We start from the raw sequence: 20522 nt of genomic DNA on the forward strand, positions 1-20522 counted from the left end.
GGGTAGCCGATGGCGGTGAACGACACGGCACGTGGGCAGATCGTCACGTTCTACTCGTACAAGGGCGGCACGGGACGCACGATGGCGCTGGCCAACGTCGCCTGGATCCTGGCCAGCCAGGGCCTCCAGGTCCTCGTGGTGGACTGGGACCTGGAATCGCCGGGCCTGCACCGCTACTTCCACCCGTTCCTGCGCGACTCCGAGCTGCGGGCCACCCCCGGGGTCATCGAGATGATCTGGGACTACTCGATGGCGACCATGCAGCGCACCCCCGCCGACGACCCGCAGGAGCTGCTCGCCGGGCACGCCAAGATCCAGCGGCGGGCGGTCTCGCTGAACTGGGAGTTCCCGCACGGCGGCGTGATCGACTTCGTGGCGGCGGGCCAGCAGGACGCGGCGTACTCGCGGCTGGTGAGCACGTTCGACTGGTCGAACTTCTACGAACGCCAGGGCGGGGCGGCCTTCTTCGACGCGGTCCGCGCCCAGATGCGCGCCGAGTACGACATCGTGCTGGTCGACAGCCGGACGGGCCTGAGCGACGTCGCGGGCATCTGCACCGTGCAGCTGCCCGACACCGTCGTCAACTGCTTCACCATGTCCACGCAGAGCATCCGGGGCGCGGCGGCCGTGGCCCGCTCGATCCGCGCCCAGCGCCCGGACGACCCACCGCTGCTCGTGCCCGTGCCGACCCGGGTGGAGGACGCCGAGCTGCGCAAGCTGGAGACCGGCCGGGACCTGGTCCGGGCGGAGTTCGCGTCGTTCCTCGACCACCTCTCCGACGCCGCGCGGGCCCGCTACTGGAACACCATCGAGGTGCCGTACCGCACGTTCTACGCCTACGAGGAGATCCTCGCCGCGTTCGGCGACCGCCCGGAGCAGTCCGGCACCCTGCTCGCGGCGTACGAGCAGCTCGCCTCCGTGGTGACCGGGGGCCGGGTCAGCCGGCTGGAGCCGATGCCGGAGGAGGAGCGGCGCCGGTCGCTGACCGCGTTCGAGCGTTCCCGGCTCACCGCCGAGCAGACCGTGCTGGTCGGCTACGCCTCGATGGACCGGCTCTGGGCGGAGTGGATCAGCGACCAGCTCGAGGAGGCCGGCCTGCGGGTGGACCGGCGCGCGGTCGACGTACCCGTCCGGGCGGGTGGGCGGGCCGAGTTCGACCGCGCGCTCGCCGCTGCCAGCCGGGTGCTGGTCGTGCTGACCCGCCACTTCGCGGCCACTGCGCTGGCCGGGGAGGCCTGGAAGGTCGCCGCCAGCCGGGACCAGATCGCCGGCGCCGGCGTCCTGGTGCCGCTGCGCGTCGACGAGTCCCGGCTCACCCTGCCCTACACCGACCGTACGCCGGTCGACCTCACCGACGCCGACGCCGGCACCGCCCGGGCCCTGCTGCTCGAGGAGGTCGGCGCACCCGCGCACGCGGTCACCGGCCGGGCGGTCGGCCGGTTCCCCGGATCGTTCCCCGGGGTGTGGAACGTGCGCCAGCACGGCACCACCTTCGTCGGCCGGGCGGCGCAGTTGGAGGCGCTGCGCGACCGGCTGACCGCCTCGCCCGCCTCCGGCGTGCAGGTGGTCCACGGTCTGGGCGGGGTCGGCAAGACCCAGCTCGCCGCCGAGTACGCGCTCCGCTTCGCCCGCGACTACGACGTGGTCTGGTGGATCCCCGCCGACAGCGAGGAGCGGATCCGGGGTGGGCTGGCCGACCTCGCCGAGGCGATGGGGCTCGGCGCCGGCGGCGGCGGCGAGGCGGTCCGGCGGGTGCTCGACGCGCTGCGCCGGGGCGGCCCCGGCCGGCGCTGGCTGGTCGTCATGGACAACGCCGACGAGCCGTCCCGGGCCACCCGGGCGCTCATCCCGCAGGGCCCGGGGCACGTCCTGCTCACCACCCGCGACCAGACCTGGAGCGAGTACGCCACGGCCACCGAGCTGACGGTCTTCGACCGGATGGAAAGCGTCCAACTGCTGCGCGAGCGCGTCCGGGGGCTCACCGAGGACGAGGCGACCCAGGTCGCGGAGAAGCTCGGCGACCTGCCGCTGGCGGTCGAGCAGGGCGCGGCCTACCTGCGGGCCACCGCGTTGCCGGTGGAGCAGTACCTCGCGTCGCTGGACACCCCCGGCCTGCTGCGCATCCTGGAGGGCCGGCAGTCGGCCGGCTACTCCAAGGCGCTCGCCGCGACCTGGCTGGTGACCCTGCGCCAACTGCGGCAGGAGAAGCCCGCCGCCGCGCGCCTGCTGGAGCTGTGCTCGTACTACGCCCCCGAACCGATCCCGGTCGCGATGCTCACCGGCGAGCGGTTCGCCGTCTTCATGGCCCCGTTCGACCCCACCCTCACCGATCCGATCCTGCAGGGGCTGGTCACCGCCGAGCTGGGGCGGTACGGCCTCGCCCAGGTCGACGCGGAGAACAACACCGTCCGCATCCACCGGCTGGTGCAGCTGGTCATCAAGGACCAGCTCGACGATCCGGCCGAGACCCGCCGCCAGGCCCAGCTGCTGCTCGCCGCCGCCAGCCCCCGCGACCCGGACAAGCCGGCCAACTGGCCGCGTTACGCCGAGCTGTGGCCGCACGTACGGCCCTCGGCGCTGCACGAGTCGACGGCCGAGGAGGCCCGCCAGCTCGTCGCCGACACGGTGCGCTACCTCTACCGGCGCGGAGACTACGAGACCGGGCGTTCGCTGGCCGAGGACGCGCTGGACCGCTGGCGCGACACCGACGACGACGACCCCACCAAGCTGCGGATGCGGTTCCACCTGGCCAACGTCCTTCGGGCACAGAGCCTCTTCGACCGGGCCTTCGAGATCGACCAGGACGTCTACGACCGGCAGCGGCGGATCTTCGGCGAGCAGCACCTCTACACCCTGATGACCGCCCGCAGCCTCGGCGCCGACCTGCGCGCCCAGGGCCGCTACCACGACGCCGAGCAGCGCGACCGGCGCACCCTGGAGCTGAGCATCCGCAGCTTCGGCGAGGACAGCGGCCGCACCCTCACCGCCGAGAACAACCTCGCCGTCTCGCTGCGCCTGGTCGGCCACTTCCGCGAGGCGGCCCAGCTCGACCAGCACATCTACGAGCGGCGCCGGGAACGCTTCGGCGAGGAGGACCCGTCCACCCTCGCCTCGGCCAGCAACTACGGTCGGGGGCTGCGCGACACCGGGGAACTGTGGCGCTCGCACAGCGTCCTGCAACGCACCTCCGCCACCCAGCAGAAGGTCATCGGCCCCGACCACCCGGAGACCCTGCGTACCGCCAAGGAGCTGGCGCTGACCCTGCGCCAGCTCGGCCGCTTCGCCGACGCCCACCGGGTGCTGGAACGGACGGTGGTGCGTTACCAGCGCACCCTCGGCGGCGACCACGCCGACACCCTCTCCTGCGAGATGGCGCTGGCCACCACCTGGTCGGCGGTCGGCGACAACCCCACCGCGCTGCGGATGGCGCGGCGGCTGCGCGACGGCTACACCGAGGTGCTCGGCGCCGACCACGCGATCACCCTGGCCTGCCTCAACAACCTCGGCGTGTTCCTGCGCAAGGCCGGTGAGCACCCGCAGTCCCGCGACCTCGCCCAGCGGGTGCGCGACCAGCTCCTGGCCAGCCTCGGCGAGCGGCACCCGCACACCCTGCTCGCCACGCTCAACCTCGCCAACGACCTGTTCGCCCTCGGCGAGCGGGACGCCGCCCTGCTGCTGGACACCACGGCGTACGTCGAGCTGACCCGGGCGTTCGGCGCCGACCACCCGGACACGGTGTCGGCGTCGGTCAACCTGGCCGTCAGCAGGATGGCCACCGAGAGCGAGGCCGACGCCGGCCGCGCCCTCTACGACGACGCGTTCGGCCAGTTGGTGCAGCTGTTCGGCGGCGACAACCCGCGGGTGGTCCAGGCCCGCCAGCGGGACCGGTTTAACGGCTACATCGAGCCCGCCCTGCTCTGACCCGGCCGCCCGGGCGGGCTAGGCGGGGTCGCCGGCCAGCCAGGTGGCCACCGCCACCGGGTCTGCCCCCGGCAGCCGGTGGCACAGCGCCCGGACCAGGTCCGGGCGGGTGGTCAGCACCCGCGCGGCGGCGGTACGCCCCAGCCGCCCGGCGGCCAGCGCGACCCCGACCAGCGCGTCGGTGTCCCCGGGATCCTCGGCGAGCCGGCGACGGTACCCGGTCAGGGCACCCGGCGCGTTCCCCCCGGCGTACGCCCGGTCGGCGTCGTCCGCGCGGCGCGCCGTCTCCCGGGGCTGCCGGACAACCGGAACGTCGACGCCGGGACGCGAACCGGTCCGGTCCGCCGCCGTCCCCAGCAGCCGGTGCCGCACCGCCGCCTCCGGCCCGGTGTCGCCGATTCGCGCGGGCCCGGCCGGACCGGGTGCGACGGTGGGCGGGGCGAGCGGGGGTGGGCTCCGCCGACCCCGCCGCCACGCGTGCGCCGCCTCGTCCACGTCCCCGTCCGCGGGGACCAGGTTGGCCAGCGCCCAGCGCACCGCCCCACCGTCCGCGACGTCCCGGGCCGCCGCCTCGACCCGCCCGTCGCCGCCGGACCCCCAGCCGTGCAGGGTGCCGGCCATGCCCGCCACGAAGGCCCGCCCGTCGTCGGTCAGCTCGGCGCTGCCGGCCAGCTGCGCCACGGCCCGCGCGGTCTGCTCCCGCCAGTACGCGTACTCGAACGCGCCGTGCACGCCCTCGTGCCGCCGGCAGCGCCACACCTCGGCCACCCCGAGGTGGGCGTACGCGCCCTGGAGCAGCGCGCCGACGGGGCGTGGGTCCGACCGCCAGGGGGCCCGGTAACGGGCCGCTCCGCCCGGGGCGTGCAGCGGCAGCAGGTCCAGCAGCGCGCCCAGCTTGGTGTGCTGCAACTCGTGTACGAGCAGCACCGCGAGCGTCTCCGGATCGTCCGGCACGCAGACCGCGATCGCGCCCAGCGCCGTCCGGCTGGTGGCGCTGACCGGGTGCCCGGACGGTGGCGGCGTCAGCGGCACCAGCGAACGCAGCAGCGCGGCCAGCCCTCGGGCGTGCGCCGGCAGCCGGTCGGTCAGCCAGTGCCACGCCTGCCCGGTCAGCCGGTCGAGCCGGTCCACCGCCGCGTCGTCCAGCCGACCCGTCGGCGGTCGGTGGTACCGGTGCCGGTACGGATCCTGGTCGTCAACGAGCACCTCGGTCGGGGGCGTGGCGCGGATCGGGGTGATCCGGCGAGTCGGCAGCCACCGACCTGCCGGGGCGCGACCGCCGCCCGGCCCGCCCGCCGGTGCCGGCACGGCGCCCGCCGGCCCGTGCACCGACAGCCCCGGCGGCGGCCCGCCGTCGCTCGCCGGCCGGCCGTCGTACGGCCCGCCGACGCCGCGGACCACCGCGAGGCCGGCGCCGAGCCCGGCCGCGCCGCCCACCGTGGGCAGCAGCAGCGCGCCCTCGGGGCAGGGCACGGCGAGCGTGAAGGGCAGGCCCGCCCGGACGGCCGCGGCGGCCGCCAGCCCGGCCAGGTAACCCGTGTCGGGCTCGCCGCGCAGCGCCGTCGTGGCCCAGCCGGTGACCGGCGGATGGGCCAGGACGTGGGCGACCGCCGTCGGGTCCGCCCGCTCGGCGCGGGTCAGCAGGGCGAGGCACTCCCGCACCGACGGCCCGTCCCCGCCGGCGCGGGCGGCGGCGACGGTGAGCAGCCGCCGCCGCCCGAGCTGACCGGCGCGCAGCACCTCCAGCGTCGCGTCGTCACCGTGCCCGGCGGCGAGCCCGGCCAACTGGGCGGGGGAGAGCACCACGCTTCACCGCCGCCGGGGAGCGACCCGCCGGGCCTGCGCCAGCGGCGCCGACCCGTCGGCTGGTAGGGCGTGCCCGGCCGGCGCGGATCCGTCCGCGTCGCTCGGCAGGGCGGGCCCGGCCGGTCCGGGCCCGTCCGGGTCGGCGCGGCCGGTCGGGGCGTCGGCCAGGGCACGGCGGCGCAGGGCGTCGACGTCGGCGGCCACCACCCGCTGCACGTGCCGGATCAGCCGGTAGAGGTCGGGGCAGTAGACCGACGGGTGCGCGAATCCCGCGCCGGCGCGGAAGCGGTGCGCGTAGAGGCCGCCGCCGCAGGCGCTGAGCACCGGGCAGGCCCGGCACTCGTCGGCCAGGGCCGCCGCACCGGTGGGCCGGCCGGCCAGCGACGGATGACGCAGCGCCTCGTCGAAGGAGTGCCGGAAGACATCGAGGCCGGTACGCATCGACGCGTCGTCGGTCGTCTTCAGGGTGTCGGTGCCCTCGATGGTGCCGTCGGTCTCGATCGTCATGATGTCCGGTTCGGCGAAGCCCAGCGCCCGGGTGCCGCTGCGACCGCCGAGCACCAGCGCGATCAGCGACTCGAACAACCGGATCCCGGTCCGCCGTGGCGCGGTGGAGTACCAGCGGTCGAAGACGGCCACCAGCCAGTCGCCGTAAGGGGTCTCGGTGCCGCCCGGCCTGCGCCCGGGCGGGGGAGTGGTCCAGTTGCCGTGCGGCAGCAGCAGGTCCAGCCGGGGTGGGGCGAACGCGAGCAGCGACTCGTAGACGCGCACCGGGTCGTTGGCCAGGTCGACCGTGCAGAGCAGCCCCGCCCAGCGCGACCGGTGCTCGGGGCGGGCGAGCAGCCGCAGCGCGGCGGCCACGTCGGCGAAGCTGCCCCGCCCGTCGGGGTAGCGGCGGTGCCGGTCGTTGGCGGCCCGGTCACCGTCGAGGCTCACCCCGACGTCGATGTCGTGCCGGTGGCACAGCGCCAGGAAACCCTCGTCCAGCAGCACGCCGTTGGTCTGTACGCCGACGTCGAGCACCGCGCCCGGGGGCAGCGCCGCGCGCAGGGTGCGTACGGTCCGGTCGAGCGCCGCCGGACCGGCCAGCAGCGGCTCGCCGCCGTGCAGCACGACGCGTACCCGGTCGAGCCGGTGCCGCGCCAGGTGCTCGCCGAGGCGCAGGGCGACCTGGGTCACCGTGCCCGGGGCGATCACCCGGGGCCGCTCCCGCCACCGCTGGTCCGCGTGCCGGTAGACGTAACAGTGGTCGCACGCCAGGTTGCACCGGCTGTGCACCTTGAGCACAAGCTGCCGGACCCGGGGCGGCGGCGTCGCGCCGTTCCCGGCGGCCGGCGACGCATCGGCGCCCGGGGCGCCCCCGTGCCGCCCCGCCGCCGGTTCCGCACGGTCGTGGCCCGTCGGCGGGCGGGCGTGGTCAGGACCGGGCGGGGCGGCCGACGTCGGGGTGCCGGCGGACACGTCAGAAGCTCGACTCGAACGCCGACACGTCGAGCTGCCGGCCCGGCTCGTCGCCGGCCACGAGGGTGCCGAGCACGTGGGCCAGCACGCCGTCGCCGGCGCCGGAGAGCAGGTCGGCCAGCGGTACGTCCCCCAGCCGCACCAGGGCGGGCCCCGCCTCCACGGCCGCTGGCGGCAGCTCGGACTCAGCCACGGTGGACCGTCCGGCGACCGTGGATCCTGCCGCGCGTCATCGCTGCCCTCACCCCGCCTTTTCTACACCATCGGGAGCCGGCCCCGACGGCCCTGTGGCGCAGAGCGGCGCGGGGCGCGGCGGCGCCGCGACGGTGCCGGCCGGCCAGCTCGCAGCCCGGATACCGGGGGGCGGTCACGGCCCGCGCGGCGTGACGTGGCGGCGGGTGGCCGGCCCGGGCGGGGCTGCCGCCCAGGATCGCGATGACCGGTGACATCCCGCCTCCCGTCCGCGTCGGTGTCCGAAGCATAGGGGCGGGGCGAGGTCGCGGGCGACCACCGTCCGCAAACCCGACTCACGGTCGTGTCGTACCCGTGGTCCATGATCCTTGTCGTCACAGCGACGCCGGCGTCCCCTCCGGCGTCCGGATGGTCATGGGCGGCGCCGGGAGCGGCGGACGGGAGGTCGGACAGTGGCTGACGCGGAACGGACCGCGTGGCGACGGCGCAGCACGGTGCGGGTGGTGCCGCCCGCGCGGCCCCGCAAGCTGGCCAAGGTGCCCTTCGTCGAGTTGGCCGACGGGCGGTTGCAGGGCGTGGTCTCCAGCGGGTCGGACGTCGACCGGGTCTACGTCTCGTCGATCGCCTCCGGCACCCACGCCTACAACTGCAGCACCAACAACAACCGTCCCTGCGGCGGGCTGCGCGGCGCGCCGTGCAAGCACCTGCACGCCCTGGCCGACGAGGCACTGCTGCAGTACGGCGCCGACCGGGTCGCCCGCTACCTGCGGGTCGACGTCGGCGCGGGGACGGAAACCGCCCGGGAGCTGCTCGCCGCGCTGGACGGTCGGCACGAGCCGACCCCCGCCGCCGTCGTGTTCAGCCGCTTCCTGCGCCACCTGTCCTACCTGGAACTGCCCGGCAGCACGGTCCCCCTGCCCGAGCTGCACTGGTTCCCGGCCACCGGGGCGGCCCGCTGATGCTCGGCACACAGCTCGCCGTCCTGCGCGACGGCACCCCGACCGGCCTGACCGACGCCCTCGACCTGGTCGCCGGCCTCGACGACGCCCTGCTCCGCGGCCTCGCCCGGGTGGGTGAGGACGACGCCGCCGCGCTGGCCGCCCTGGCCGGCGCGCTGTCCACTACCCCGCTCGGCGACCGGCTCGCCGAGGCGGTGGCCAAGGTGACCGCCGGTTCGGTGGCCGAGGAACACCTCCTCGCCCTCGCCGGCGCCCGGTGCGCGCTGCTCGGCGCCGCCCACGACGCGCTGCTCGGGCAGCTCGACACCGCGCTGGGCCGGGCCCGCGCCCCCTGGGCGCCCGGCGCGGTCGAGCCCCCGGGCGCCGGGTCCCCGGCCCGCGCCGCCGCCCGCGCCTGGCTGCACGAGGTGGCGTTGACGGGGTGGGGCGGCCTCGACCACGAGCTCGTGGCCGCGGCGGGGGCGCCGGTCGAGGCCGCCCTGGCCGAGCCCGGCCTGCGTCGGCTGGCGGTGCTGCTCGACGGGCTCGCCGCCGAGCTGCGGGCGTGCGTGCCGGTCGCCACGATGGCGCAGCCGCCGCTGCGGCGCTGGGCCGATCTCTGGGCCAGAGGCGCGCTGCTCGCCCAGGACGCGGCGGCCGCCTCCGTCCCGACCGCCGTCGAGGAGGTCTCCGGGCGGCTGCTCGTGCTCGGCGTCGACGTGCACGAGCACGACACCGCCGTGCAGGCGCAGCTGCACGCGATCCTCGAACCGGCCGACGGCGGGCCGCCCCGGCTGGTCCGCTGCGCGGTCGGCGCGGTCAAGGTGGAGACGATCGTCGGGCCGGCGCTGTGGCGCCTGCTGGACGCTCACCCCGTACTGCTGGCCGCGCTGGCCGAACGGCGTGCCGTGACGGTCACGGGTCTGCCGCTGCACGGCGCGGACCTGCTCTGGCAGGACGACCGGGTGCGCCCCGGCGAGCCGGCCGACCCGTTCGCCACCGCCCGGGTCCTGCTGCCGACCGCAGTCGCGGCGGCGACGGCGCCGCTGGAGCGGCACCCCGTCGGAATCGCCGAGCCCGTGCTGGTGGAGGGCTACGCCGTGCGCGACGACGACGGCACGACGACCTTCGAACTGGACGGGCAGTCGATCGCCGTCGCGGTCGACCGGCTGCCCTCCTGCGGCCCGCTCACCCCCGAACTGGTGGCCGCGTCCTCCGCGTGCCTCGGCCTGGTGCGGTGGGACGACGGTCGCTGGCTGCTGCAACCCCTGGCGGTGCGCGGCGCCGTCAAACGCCGGCCGGTCGAGGCGCACACCGGCGACTGGGCGGGCGGGGTCACCGACCCGAAGATCGCCAAGTCCGAGGCCAAGGCGGGCGACGCCGTGGCGGTGCTGCGCGAGCGCGCGGGACGGTTGCTGCGCCGATGACCGACTCGCCGAACCCCGCGGACCTCGCCGACGCCAACCGGCGCCAGGTGCTCTACTGGCGGCTGCTGGCCCGGCTCTTCGACCCCGAGGAGCAGCCCACCCTGGAGTCGGCCAGCATGGCGGTCGTCGACGACCTCGGCCTGCCGGCCGCCCTGCTGGACCCGGCGGTGTCGGTGGACACCGTCGTCCAGCGCTTCCCGGCCGTCGCCGACGAGCTGCGCGGCCTGCTCCGACCGACGCCCGACGCTCCCGCCCCCGCGGCGTCCGACGCTCCCGCCGCCGTGGAGCGCGCTGAGCCCGCCGAGCCGGCCGAGTCCGTCACCGAGCCCGCCGAGTCCGCCCCCGGGACCGGTGGCGACGGGACGCCGTCCGCGCCGGGTGCCGCCGAGGTACGCCGCGCCGCGCTGGTGTCGAAGCTGCTGCTCAACGTGTTCGCCACCGGCCACGGGGCGGTCGACGCCGGCCAACTGGCCCGGTGGCAGTCCGACGCCGGCTGGTTCGAGCAGGCCCTCGGGATGGAACCCGGCGGGCTGCGCCGGCAGGGCGGCGGCGACGGCCTGGGCAAGGTGCTGGCCGGCATCGAGGGCGACCTGGTCCGCCGGATGCACCTGCGGGAGGTGCTGGCCGACCCGGTGCTGGCCAGCCGGCTGACGCCCAGCATGTCGCTGATCGAGCAGCTGCTGCGCGACAAGTCCAACCTCTCCGGGGTGGCCCTGGCCAACGCCAAGGCGCTCATCCGGCGGTTCGTCGACGAGGTCGCCGAGGTGCTGCGTACCCAGGTCGCGCAGACCAGCGTCGGCGTCGTCGACCGGTCCGTGCCGCCGAAGCGGGTGTACCGCAACCTCGACCTCGACCGCACCATCTGGCAGAACCTGACGAACTGGAGCCCGGAGGACGAGCGCCTCTACGTCGACCGGCTCTACTACCGGCAGACCGCCCGCCGCGTCACGCCGGCCCGGCTGATCGTGGTGGTGGACCAGTCGGGCTCGATGGTCGACTCGATGGTCAACTGCACCATCCTCGCGTCGATCTTCGCCGGCCTGCCCAAGGTGGACGTGCACCTGATCGCGTACGACACGCGGGCGCTGGACCTCACGCCGTGGGTGCACGACCCGTTCGAGGTGCTGCTGCGCACCAAGCTGGGCGGCGGCAACGACGGCCCGGTCGCGATGGCGCTGGCCCGCCCCAAGATCGTCGAGCCGAGGAACACGGTCATGGTGTGGATCTCGGACTTCTACGAGTTCAACCGCTCCCAGCCGTTGTTCGACGGCATCGAGGCGGTGCACCGCTCCGGGGTGCGGTTCATCCCGGTCGGCTCGGTCAACAGCTCGGGCCAGCAGAGCGTCAACCCCTGGTTCCGGCAACGCTTCAAGGACCTGGGCACCCCGGTCATCTCCGGCCACATCCGCAAACTCGTCTTCGAGCTCAAGAGCTTCCTCACCTAGGAGAACACCCCTCATGTCCGAGATGCTCCGCGCCCCCGCCGAGGTCAAGTACGCCGAGGAACTCGACTTCCTGGAGTCGGTCGACACCGACCCGAAGCCGTTCTCGTGGCGGCTGAGCCCGCGGATGGTCCGACTGTTCGTCCTCGGCTCGGAACGGGCCGACGGGCTCGACCGGGAGATCCCGCAGAAGTGGTTCGGCGACCGCACGTTCGTCGAACGCAGCATCGTGACCCTGGCGTCGGACCGGGGCCTGCTGCTGATCGGCGACCCGGGCACCGGCAAGAGCTGGCTGGCCGAGCTGCTGGCCGCCGCTGTCTGCCGCAACTCGACCCTGGTGGTCCAGGGCACCGCCGGCACCACCGAGGACCACATCAAGTACTCGTGGAACGTCTCCATGGTCATCGCCCGGGGCCAGTCCCGCGAGTCCATGATCCCGTCGCCGATCATGACGGCGATGGAGCAGGGCACCGTCGGCCGGTTCGAGGAGCTGACCCGCTCCACCAGCGACGTGCAGGACGCGCTGATCTCGATCCTGTCGGAGAAGTACGTCTCCATCCCGGAGCTGGACCACGACAACATCGTCTTCGCCAAGCCGGGCTTCTCGATCATCGCCACCGCGAACAGCCGGGACCGGGGCGTGAACGACCTCTCCTCCGCGCTCAAGCGGCGGTTCAACTTCGTCCGGATCCCCGTGGTGACGAACAAGCGCAGCGAGGCCGAGATCGTCCGCTTCCGCACCGAGGAGCTGCTGCGCCGCCACCAGATCACGCTGGACGTGCCGCCCACCCTGCTGGACATCCTTTTGCAGAGCTTCGCCGACCTGCGCGCCGCCGCCACCTCGGCGACCAGCGACGACGAGAAGCTGGAGTCGGCGCTGTCCACCGCCGAGCAGATCGGTGTCCTGGAGGACGCCATCCTGCACAGCCAGTTCTTCGGCGACCGCACCCTGCGCGCCGCGACGCTGGCCGGGTCGCTGGTGGGCTCGCTGGCCCGGCGCAGCCCGGAGGACCTGGCGATCCTCAACAAGTACCTGCACGGGGTGGTCGAGCCGCGGGCCAAGCAGGACGGCGGCGGTTGGGAGGGCTTCCTCGACGGTGGCCGCCAGGCGATCGCCGCCCTGTCGTGACCGCCCCCACCACGGCCGGGCCGTTCGGTGCGCTGCGTGAGCAGCTCACGGCCGCCGCCGGCGCCTTCGCCGGCAGCTCGGGCGCCGTCTCCGAGATCCTCGCCGGCATGGTCGACGACGTCGACCGCGCCCTCGGCGAGGAACTGGAGATCTTCCCGGTCTGCCACCACTCCCCGGCGTCCGCGCTGGCCATGGTCCGCAGGCTGCGCGCGAAGCAGCCGAAGGTGATCTACCTGGAGCTCTGCGAGGACCTCCAGCCGCTGCTGGGCGAGCTGCGCAACTGCCGCCTGCCGGTGGCCGTGCAGGCGTTCGCCTCGGAGCTGGACGGCTTCCCGGCCGACTGGGGGCCGCTGAGCGTGGTCGCGCCGATCACCGAGGCCAGCGCCGAATACCAGGCCGTCGCGTACGCGCTGGAGACGCCGGGCGTCGAGCTGGTGCTGGTGGACCGCTCCACCGACCACGTCTTCCAGTGGTCGCCGCGCCGTCCGGCCGACGACGCCGACGAGGCCCCGGCCGGCGGGGACGTCGAGGCCGCCACACCGGCGGGGGAGGAGGCCGCCCTGCACGGCGACGCGGTCGGCGTCGAGATCGGCGACCTGCGGCCGCGCTTCGCGGAGCTGGAGGCGTACCTGCTGCACCACGGCAAGGTCCGGCACTGGTCGGAGTGGTGGGACCAGTACGTCGAGCAGCCCCTGGCCGACGCCGACCACGACACCTACCGGCAGGTGATGGTGCTGATCGGCAGCCTGTTCCGGCGGCTGCGCCCGGCCGGGTCGGACCGGCAGGACCGCGACGAGGACCGGGAGCGCTACATGTGGACCCGGATGCGGCAGCACCTCGCCGCCTCCGGGGCCGATCCCGCCGACTGCCTCTACGTCTGCGGCGCGTTCCACGCCGCCAGCCGGGTGGAGCAGTTCGGGTTGCGGGCCGACGCCCCGTTCGAGATCACCCCGCGCACCGGCACCCGGTGGCACTACGGGTTGATCCCGTCCAGCCACTCCGCCATCGAGGCGCAGTTCGGCCTCGCGCCCGGCTCGGTCTCGATCGCCGCCGCCACCTGGACCAAGGCGGTCGCCCGCACCGGGCTGAGCCCGTTCCGGCTGGAGGGGCAGCGCGGCGGCCGGACCCGCGGCGGTGGCCGCCGCCGCGCCGCCCCGGCCCCCGTGCCGGCCGCCCCGGTTGCCGACCGGCTCTCCGGATACCTGGCGCAGCCGCCGGCGGCGCAGGGCCTGGACGAGGCGGAGCTGCGCGGCTGGTGCGTCGACATCGTCCGGCTGGCCCGGCGCAACGGCTACCTGGCCAGCACCGCCGACGCGATCGCCGTCTTCGAGACCTCGATCCTCCTCGCCGGCCTGCGCAACCGCGCCCGCCCCACGCCGTACGACTTCGCCGACGCGGCGGTCACCTGCATCGAGAAGGACGTCGTCCCCGGCCGCCGCGACGTCCGCCGGCTCTGCGAGATCCTCTTCGGCGGCGACCGGGTCGGCCAGGTGGGCTACGAGGCCCTTCCGCCGCTCGCCCGCGACGTCCACGACCGGCTCGCCCCGCTCGGCCTGGACCTGGAGAAACGCACGATCCAGCGGGCCCTGGTGGACCTGCGGGCCAGCCCCGAGCTGGTGCCCTGCTCGGACCTGCTGTGGCGGCTGCGGCACCTGCTGCCCCGCGACGCGGTCCGGCCCATCATGGGCGAGCGCCGGTTGGGGCACCGCTCGATCCAGGAGAGCTGGGACCTGGCCCTCGGCCGCAGCCAGCGGGCGCTGATCGAGCTGGGCTACGAGGGGGTGACCGTCGAGCAGGTGCTGGAGCAGCGCCTGCGCCGCGCCGTGCGGGGCCCGGCCGCGACGGCATCGGTCGCGCTGGAGGCCGTCGAGGACGCCATCCGGCTGCTCGACAGCCCGCGCCTGGTCGACGAGCTCGGCGCCCGGGCGGTGGAGCTGCTCGCCGCCGAACGCACCGTGGACGACGCCCCCGAGGTGCTGCGCCGCATCCGGCGGCTGCTGGCCCACCACCGCGCCACCGGGCCGCTGCCGGCCTGGTGCGAGGCGTTCGTGACCACCGGGTACGCGCACTACTGCACCCTGCTGCCCACCGCGTTCGTCGACGAGGAGAGCGGGGTGCGGCAGGTCGGCGCGATGCTGGGCTTCTTGTTCGGCATGGAGAGCCTGGCACTCTCCCTGGGCTGCGACCGGTCCCAGCTCGAACTCGCCGTCGCACAGTCCCATCCGGAGGCGCCGGCCAAGGTGGCGCTGCTCTGGGCCGCCCGGCACCAGTTGGGCCTGCTGCCCCTGGCCGAGTTGCGCGAGCGGTGCGCCGCGCTGCTCGCCAACCCGCTGGTGGTGCCCGCCTTCCCGCAGTACCTCAGCGGCTTCGTGCAGGCCCTGGAACCGGTGCCGGGGCTCGCCCCGTTCGTCGTGGAGGTGATGTCGTCCGCGTTCGCCCGGCTGCCCGACCCGGTCCTGCTGCCCTGGCTGCCCACGCTGATCACCACCCTGCGGGAGCACGGTGCGGAGCTGGTGCCGCTGCTGGTGCGGGAGGCCGGGCGTACGTTCCCCGGCTCGCTGCCCGCGCTGGACGCCTGGGTGCCGCCGTGGTCGAGGCCGGCGTCATCGCCGGTGCCGGCGCTCCCCGCGGTCGCGTCCGGGCCGGTGGCCGGCCTGCTGTCCGGCCATCCGGAGGCCGTGGACGCCGTCGCCGCGCTGCTGGGCTGCGACGGCGGGTGGCGCGAGGAGGCCGCCACCGCGAGCGCCACCCCGCCGGAACTGGCCACCCTGCTGTCCGCGCATCCGGCGACCGCCGATGCGGTGGCCGCGTTGCTGGCGGGCCAACCGAGCTGACGGCGGGCCGGCGGTACGCCCGGCCCGCACGGCGGGCGGTGGCTCGTCGGCCCGCCGGCGCGGACCACCGCCGGCGAACTGGTCCGGCGACCCTGACCGCCGGCGGCAGCGGAGGCCGCCGGGCGGGGGGTCGGGCGTGGCTACGCGTCGTCTCCGACCGGGGGCTGTTTCACGACCGGTGGTTCCGGCGACCGTGGCTGGTCGAGCTGCGCGGCGGGGGCGGAACGCGACCGACGAAGCGCGACGAGTTCCGGATCGTCGTGTACGTACACCCAGTAGTCGGAGCCCGTGGAGAGCCCGAGAGCCCGCATCTTCCGGGCGACGGCCCGCTCGTAGTCGGCGGAGTCCGTCGGGTCGGACGGCCGGTCGTCGGCCGGGGCGCTGTCGTCTGTCATGGGACCGATTCTCGCCACTCTGCGTGAAACCACCACACCGACGGTCGTCAGCACATCCACGAACGATCATGTGGCCCCACCGTCGACGGCCGGGTCGCCGAATCGCCCACGGTTGTCGATCCAGGCTCGCCTCGTTCGTATGGAGGATGAGAGGCCGGCGGTGGTGCCGGCCGTCGACGCGAGGAGAAGTCATGAAGCAGTACCTGCTCAGCATCTACCAGCCCGGCGGCGAGGGGGCGCCGGACCCGGAGTTCCTGGCCGGGGTGATGCGCGAGCTGGGCGCTATCCGCGAGGAGTTGGAGGCGTCCGGCTGCTGGGTCTTCGGCCAGGGGCTGCACGCGCCCGACACGGCGACCGTGCTGCGGCCGTCCGGCGGCGACGTGCTGGTCACCGACGGGCCGTTCGTCGAGGGCAAGGAGCACCTCGGCGGCTTCACCATCATCCGGGCGCCCGACCTCGACGCCGCGCTGGCGTGGGGCCGCCGGTACGCGCTGGCCACCACCCTGCCGATCGAGGTGCGCCCCTTCCAGGGCGAGGACTGACCATGCCCGACGTGGAGGCGGTGTTCCGCGCGGAGTACGGCCGCGCGGTCGCCGTCCTGGTCCGCCTCCTCGGCGACATCGACCTCGCCGAGGAGGCGGTGCAGGAGGCGTTCACCGTGGCGGTGGCGCGGTGGCCCGAGACCGGGCCGCCGCCCAGCCCGGCCGGCTGGATCATCACCACCGCCCGGAACCGGGCCGTCGACCGGCTGCGGCGGGAGGCCTCCCGCGCCGACCGGCACGCCCAGGCCGCCCTGCTGCACGTCCGCGACGTACCGGCCGAGGAGGGACCCGTGCGCGACGACCGGCTCCGCCTGATCTTCACCTGCTGCCATCCGGCGCTCGGCCCCGCCGCCCGGGTCGCGCTGACCCTGCGGCTGCTGGGCGGGCTGGGCACCGCCGAGATCGCCCGGGCGTTCCTCGTGCCGGAGGCGACCATGGCCCAGCGCATCGTCCGGGCCAAGGCCAAGATCCGTGACGCCGGGATCCCGTACCGGGTGCCCGGCGACGCCGACCTGCCGGACCGGCTCCCCGCCGTGCTGGCCGTGCTCTACCTGATCTTCACCGAGGGACACACGGCCAGCTCCGGCGACCGGCTGGCCCGCGACGACCTGTGCGCCGAGGCGATCCGGCTGGGCCGGCTGCTGGTGCGGCTGATGCCGGACGAGCCGGAGGCACTGGGGCTGCTGGCGCTGATGCTGCTCACCGAGGCGCGCCGCCCCGCCCGCACCACGGCCGACGGCGCGCTGGTGCCGCTGCCCGAGCAGGACCGCCGCCGGTGGAACGCCGGGCTCGTCGGCGAGGGGCAGGCCCTGGTCCGTCGCTGCCTGCGCCGCGACCGGCCGGGGCCGTACCAGATCCAGGCCGCGATCGCCGCCGTGCACAGCGACGCGCCCGACGCCGCCGGCACCGACTGGGCGCAGATCCTCCAGCTGTACGACCAGCTCACCGCGTACGCCCCGGGGCCGGTGGTGGCGCTGAACCGGGCCGTCGCGCTCGCCGAGGTGGTCGGGCCGGCAGCGGCGCTGGCCGCCGTCGAGCGGCTCGACCTGGCCGGGTACCACGTGTTCCACGCCGTCCGGGCGGACCTGCTGCGGCGGCTCGGCCGGGCGGGGGAGGCGGCGCAGGCGTACCGGACGGCTGCCGAGCGGACGGACAACGCGGCCGAACGCGCCTTCCTGGACACCCGGGCGGCCTCGGTGCTGACGGGCGGATGACGCCCTCGTCCTGCGCGTTTGCCCGCGCGGCGGGCCGGGAACCCGGGTCCTCCGGCAGCGCGGCGCCCGGCGCGCCGCCCGACGAACGGACGCGAGCGCCCATGACGTACCGTCCGGCACCTGCCACCGCCTCCGACCAGAGCACGCTGACGCTCGGGGTCGAGGAGGAGTACCTCCTGCTCGACCCGCGGACCGGGGAGAGCCTGCCGGTCGCCGACCGGGTGCTCACCGCCCTGTCCGGCAGCGCGCGGGACCAGAGCCGGCAGGAGTTCCGGCACAGCATGGTGGAGATGGTCACGCCGGTCACCGCCGACCTGGCCGAGCTGCGCGCGCACCTGGTGTCGCTGCGCCGCTCCGCCGGCGACGCGGCCGAGGCCGCCGGGGCCCGGCTCGTCGCGGTCGGCGCCACGCCCGTGCACGAGCCGCACCGGACGGTGCCGGACAAACCGCGCTACCACGCCATGTCCCGGCGGTTCGGACCGGTGGCGCACGACCCGGCCGTCTGCGGCTGTCACGTGCACGTCGGGATGCCCGACCGCGAACTGGCCATCCAGGTCTGCAACCACCTGCGCCCGTGGCTGCCGGTGGTGCAGGCGATCACCGCCAACTCGCCGCTGCACGACGGGCGCGACACCGGGCACGCCAGTTGGCGCTCCATGCAGCTGGAACGCTGGCCCAGCATCGGGCCGACCCCGCACTTCGAGTCGGTCGCCGACTACGACGCGACGGTGGCGGAGCTGATCAACGCCGGGATCATGCTCGACGCCGCGATGGTCTACTGGTACGCGCGCCCGTCGGCCGCGTACCCCACTGTGGAGGTGCGGGTGGGCGACGTCTGCCCGGCCGTTGACGACACCGTGCTGGTCGCCGGGCTGGTCCGCGCGCTCGTCGCGACGCTGGCCGACGACGTCCGCGCCGGGCTTCCCGCCCGACGGATCCGGGACTGCCTGGTCTCCGCCGCGCACTGGCGGGCCGCCCACGACGGGCTGGAGGGTGACCTCATCGACCTGCGCGTCGGCGTCGCCCGTCCCGCCTGGGACCTGGTCGGCGAGCTCGTCGACACGGTCGCGCCGGCCCTGGCCCGGCACGGCGACCTGGACTACGTACGCGACCAGCTGGTCCGGCTGCGCCGCGACGGCAACGGCGCCACCCGGCAGCGCCGCGTCATGGCCCGCACCGGCGACGACGTGCGCGCCGTCCTGGACCACCTGGCCGCCGAGACCCGCGCCGCCTGACCCGCGCCGCCTGACCCGCGCCGCCTGACCCGCGCCAGGCGGGATGCCCGGCTGCGCCCGGCCGCGCCCGGTCAGCGGATGTCGTGGGACTGGAGCCAGAGTTCCAGCAGGCCGAGCTGCCACAGCTTGTTGCTGCCGGCGGCGGCCTGCGCCCGGTCCGGCTCGGCGAGCAGTTCGTCGACGTACTCGCGGCGGAACAGGCCGCGCTCGCGGGCGGCGGGTGCGGCGAGGGCCTCGGTGACGAGCTGCCGTACCGGCCCGTCGACGTTGCGCAGCGCCGGCACCGGGAAGTAGCCCTTCGGCCGGTCGACCACCTCGGCGGGCAGCACCTGGCGGGCCACCTCCTTGAGCACGCCCTTGCCGCCGTCGGCCACCTTGTGCTCGGGCGGGCAGGCCGCCGCCAGGGCGACCAGGTCCTGGTCCAGGAACGGGGTGCGCACCTCCAACCCCCACGCCATGCTCATGCTGTCCACCCGCTTGACCGGGTCGTCGGGGAGCATCAGGTGCGTGTCCAGGCGCAGCACGGCGTCCAGCGCCGTCTCCGCGCCCGGCGCGGCCAGGTCCGCCGCGAGCAGCTCGCGGCTGGCGTCGCGGTCGCAGGCGTACGCCGGGTCGACCACCCGGCTCAGCTCGGCGTGGTCCCGGTCGAAGAACGCGTCGGCGAAGGCCGCGGCCGCGTCGTCGCGGGGCGCCCGCGCGAGGGGCTGGTGGTAGCCGTAGCCGGCGAAGACCTCGTCGGCGCCCTGGCCGGACTGGGCCACCTTGACGTGGCGGGCGACCTGCTCCGAGAGCAGGTGGAAGGCGACCACGTCGTGGCTGCCCATCGGCTCGGTCATGGCGTGGACGGTGCGGCGTACCGCCGGGACCAGGTCGTCGTCGGCGAGCCGGATGCGGTGGTGGTCGGTGCCGAAGGCGCGGGCGACCAGGTCGGAGTAGTGGAACTCGTCGCCTGCCTCGCCGCCCCGGCTGTCGAAGCCGATGCTGAAGGTCCGCAGGTGCTGCTGCCCGGCCTCGGCGAGCAGCGCCACGATCATGCTGGAGTCGAGGCCGCCGGAGAGCAGCACGCCGACGGGCACGTCGGCGACGAGCCGCCGGCGTACGGCTTCGCGCAGCGCCTCCCCGACGGCGGCCCGCCAGTCCCCGGCGTCCATGCCGGCGTGGGCGGGGTCCCGGGCGTAGTCGGGCCGCCAGTACACGTGCTGACGGCTGCGCCCGTCGGCCTCGACGACGCGCACGGTGGCCGGGGGGAGCTTGCGGATGCCGCGCAGGACGGTGCGGGGCGCCGGCACGATGGAGTGCCAGGAGAGGTAGTGGTGCAGCGCCACCGGGTCGATCGTGGTGTCCACGTCGCCGGCGGCCAGCAGCGCCGGCAGCGTGGAGGCGAACCGTAGCCGACCGGGCGACTCGGCGAGGTAGAGCGGCTTTATCCCGAGCCGGTCGCGGGCCAGCACGAGCCGGTGCCGCCGGCGGTCCACCAGCACGACGGCGAACATGCCGACCAGGTGGTCGACGAAGTGCTCGCCCCACTGCGCGTACGCGACCAGGATCACCTCGGTGTCGCTGGTGGAGTGGAACGTGTGCCCGGCGTCCCGCAGTTCCTGGCGCAGCTGCGGGTAGTTGTAGACGCAGCCGTTGAAGACCAGCGCCAGCCCCAGGTCGTCGCGGACCATGGGCTGGGAGCCGGCCTCGGTGAGGTCGATGACGGTGAGCCGGCGGTGCCCGAGGGTCACCCAGCCGTCGTCGAAGAGGCCCTCGCCGTCGGGGCCCCGGGACCGCATCGCCTCGGTCATCCGGGTCACCGCGTCGGCGTCCGGCGTCGATCCGTCGAACCTCGCCTCGCCGCTGATGCCGCACATCGTCAGCGGTCACCGGGCTTGCCGGGCATCCGACCCACCGTGATCACTCCTGTCGGCGTCGCAGGTGTGCCGGGCCGCCCGCTCGCGGGAGCCCGGTCCCGTCGGCAGGACGGGTGGCTGGGCTACCCGC

General features: G+C 75.3%; 14 protein-coding genes. 9 read left to right on the top strand and 5 right to left on the bottom strand.

Translation table 11 applies throughout. The annotated features are described in order from the left end of the window. The first annotated feature begins 9 nt into the window (after nt 1–9). Nucleotides 10–3921 (top strand): FxSxx-COOH system tetratricopeptide repeat protein, encoded by a 3912-nt coding sequence (fxsT, locus tag ACLQ22_RS15240; RefSeq protein ID WP_425692833.1) that lies wholly within the window; start codon nt 10–12, stop codon nt 3919–3921. 18 nt (nt 3922–3939) lie between these two features. On the opposite strand, the gene ACLQ22_RS15245 is transcribed toward fxsT, so the two are convergent. Genes ACLQ22_RS15245 through fxsA form a run of 3 tightly spaced genes read right to left on the bottom strand, consistent with a single transcriptional unit; the run spans nt 3940 to nt 7381 of the window. Beyond that, entirely contained in the window at nt 3940–5727 is a 1788-nt protein-coding gene (locus tag ACLQ22_RS15245) for an aKG-HExxH-type peptide beta-hydroxylase (protein ID WP_425692834.1), read from the bottom strand. A 3-nt stretch (nt 5728–5730) separates the two neighbouring features. Then, nucleotides 5731–7188 (bottom strand): FxsB family cyclophane-forming radical SAM/SPASM peptide maturase, encoded by a 1458-nt coding sequence (locus ACLQ22_RS15250; protein WP_425692835.1) that lies wholly within the window; start codon nt 7186–7188, stop codon nt 5731–5733. A 1-nt stretch (nt 7189) separates the two neighbouring features. Next, nucleotides 7190–7381: an FxSxx-COOH cyclophane-containing RiPP peptide gene (fxsA, locus tag ACLQ22_RS15255; RefSeq protein WP_425692836.1), complete on the bottom strand. Its 192-nt coding sequence runs from the start codon at nt 7379–7381 to the stop codon at nt 7190–7192. 451 nt (nt 7382–7832) lie between these two features. On the opposite strand from fxsA, the gene ACLQ22_RS15260 reads away from it, so the two are divergent. Genes ACLQ22_RS15260 through ACLQ22_RS15280 form a run of 5 tightly spaced genes read left to right on the top strand, consistent with a single transcriptional unit; the run spans nt 7833 to nt 15150 of the window. Then, on the top strand, nt 7833–8339 hold the full coding sequence (locus ACLQ22_RS15260; RefSeq protein WP_425692837.1) for a hypothetical protein: 507 nt from the start codon (nt 7833–7835) through the stop codon (nt 8337–8339). After that, a complete protein-coding gene (locus ACLQ22_RS15265) occupies nt 8339–9745 on the top strand; it encodes a hypothetical protein (RefSeq protein ID WP_425692838.1) in 1407 nt (468 codons plus the stop codon). Before ACLQ22_RS15260 ends, ACLQ22_RS15265 begins: the two co-directional genes overlap by 1 nt. Next, nucleotides 9742–11190: a vWA domain-containing protein gene (locus tag ACLQ22_RS15270; protein ID WP_425692839.1), complete on the top strand. Its 1449-nt coding sequence runs from the start codon at nt 9742–9744 to the stop codon at nt 11188–11190. The genes ACLQ22_RS15265 and ACLQ22_RS15270 overlap by 4 nt, the downstream gene beginning before the upstream one ends. A gap of 13 nt (nt 11191–11203) precedes the next feature. Continuing rightward, complete coding sequence (locus ACLQ22_RS15275) at nt 11204–12316, top strand: ATP-binding protein (RefSeq protein ID WP_425692840.1); 1113 nt, start codon at nt 11204–11206, stop codon at nt 12314–12316. Continuing rightward, nucleotides 12313–15150 carry a hypothetical protein gene (locus tag ACLQ22_RS15280; RefSeq protein ID WP_425692841.1) on the top strand — a complete coding sequence of 946 codons (2838 nt, stop codon included), beginning with the start codon at nt 12313–12315 and terminating at the stop codon, nt 15148–15150. Before ACLQ22_RS15275 ends, ACLQ22_RS15280 begins: the two co-directional genes overlap by 4 nt. Before the next feature lie 140 nt (nt 15151–15290). On the opposite strand, the gene ACLQ22_RS15285 is transcribed toward ACLQ22_RS15280, so the two are convergent. Then, a complete protein-coding gene (locus tag ACLQ22_RS15285; RefSeq protein WP_425692842.1) occupies nt 15291–15545 on the bottom strand; it encodes a hypothetical protein in 255 nt (84 codons plus the stop codon). A 191-nt stretch (nt 15546–15736) separates the two neighbouring features. On the opposite strand from ACLQ22_RS15285, the gene ACLQ22_RS15290 reads away from it, so the two are divergent. The 3 genes from ACLQ22_RS15290 (at nt 15737) to ACLQ22_RS15300 (ending at nt 18536) form a co-directional block, all read left to right on the top strand. Next, the gene (locus tag ACLQ22_RS15290) at nt 15737–16087 is read left to right on the top strand and encodes a YciI family protein (protein WP_425692843.1); all 351 of its coding nucleotides are present in this window, start codon (nt 15737–15739) and stop codon (nt 16085–16087) included. Nucleotides 16088–16089: 2 nt separating this feature from the next. Continuing rightward, a complete protein-coding gene (locus ACLQ22_RS15295; protein WP_425692844.1) occupies nt 16090–17301 on the top strand; it encodes an RNA polymerase sigma factor in 1212 nt (403 codons plus the stop codon). A 101-nt stretch (nt 17302–17402) separates the two neighbouring features. Then, nucleotides 17403–18536: a carboxylate-amine ligase gene (locus ACLQ22_RS15300; protein WP_425692845.1), complete on the top strand. Its 1134-nt coding sequence runs from the start codon at nt 17403–17405 to the stop codon at nt 18534–18536. Between the two features lie 71 nt (nt 18537–18607). On the opposite strand, the gene ACLQ22_RS15305 is transcribed toward ACLQ22_RS15300, so the two are convergent. After that, nucleotides 18608–20392 (bottom strand): N-acetylglutaminylglutamine amidotransferase, encoded by a 1785-nt coding sequence (locus tag ACLQ22_RS15305; protein WP_425692846.1) that lies wholly within the window; start codon nt 20390–20392, stop codon nt 18608–18610. Nucleotides 20393–20522 lie beyond the last annotated feature (130 nt).

This window comes from Micromonospora sp. DT178, assembly GCF_049841695.1.
In the GTDB taxonomy this organism is placed as follows: domain Bacteria; phylum Actinomycetota; class Actinomycetes; order Mycobacteriales; family Micromonosporaceae; genus Micromonospora.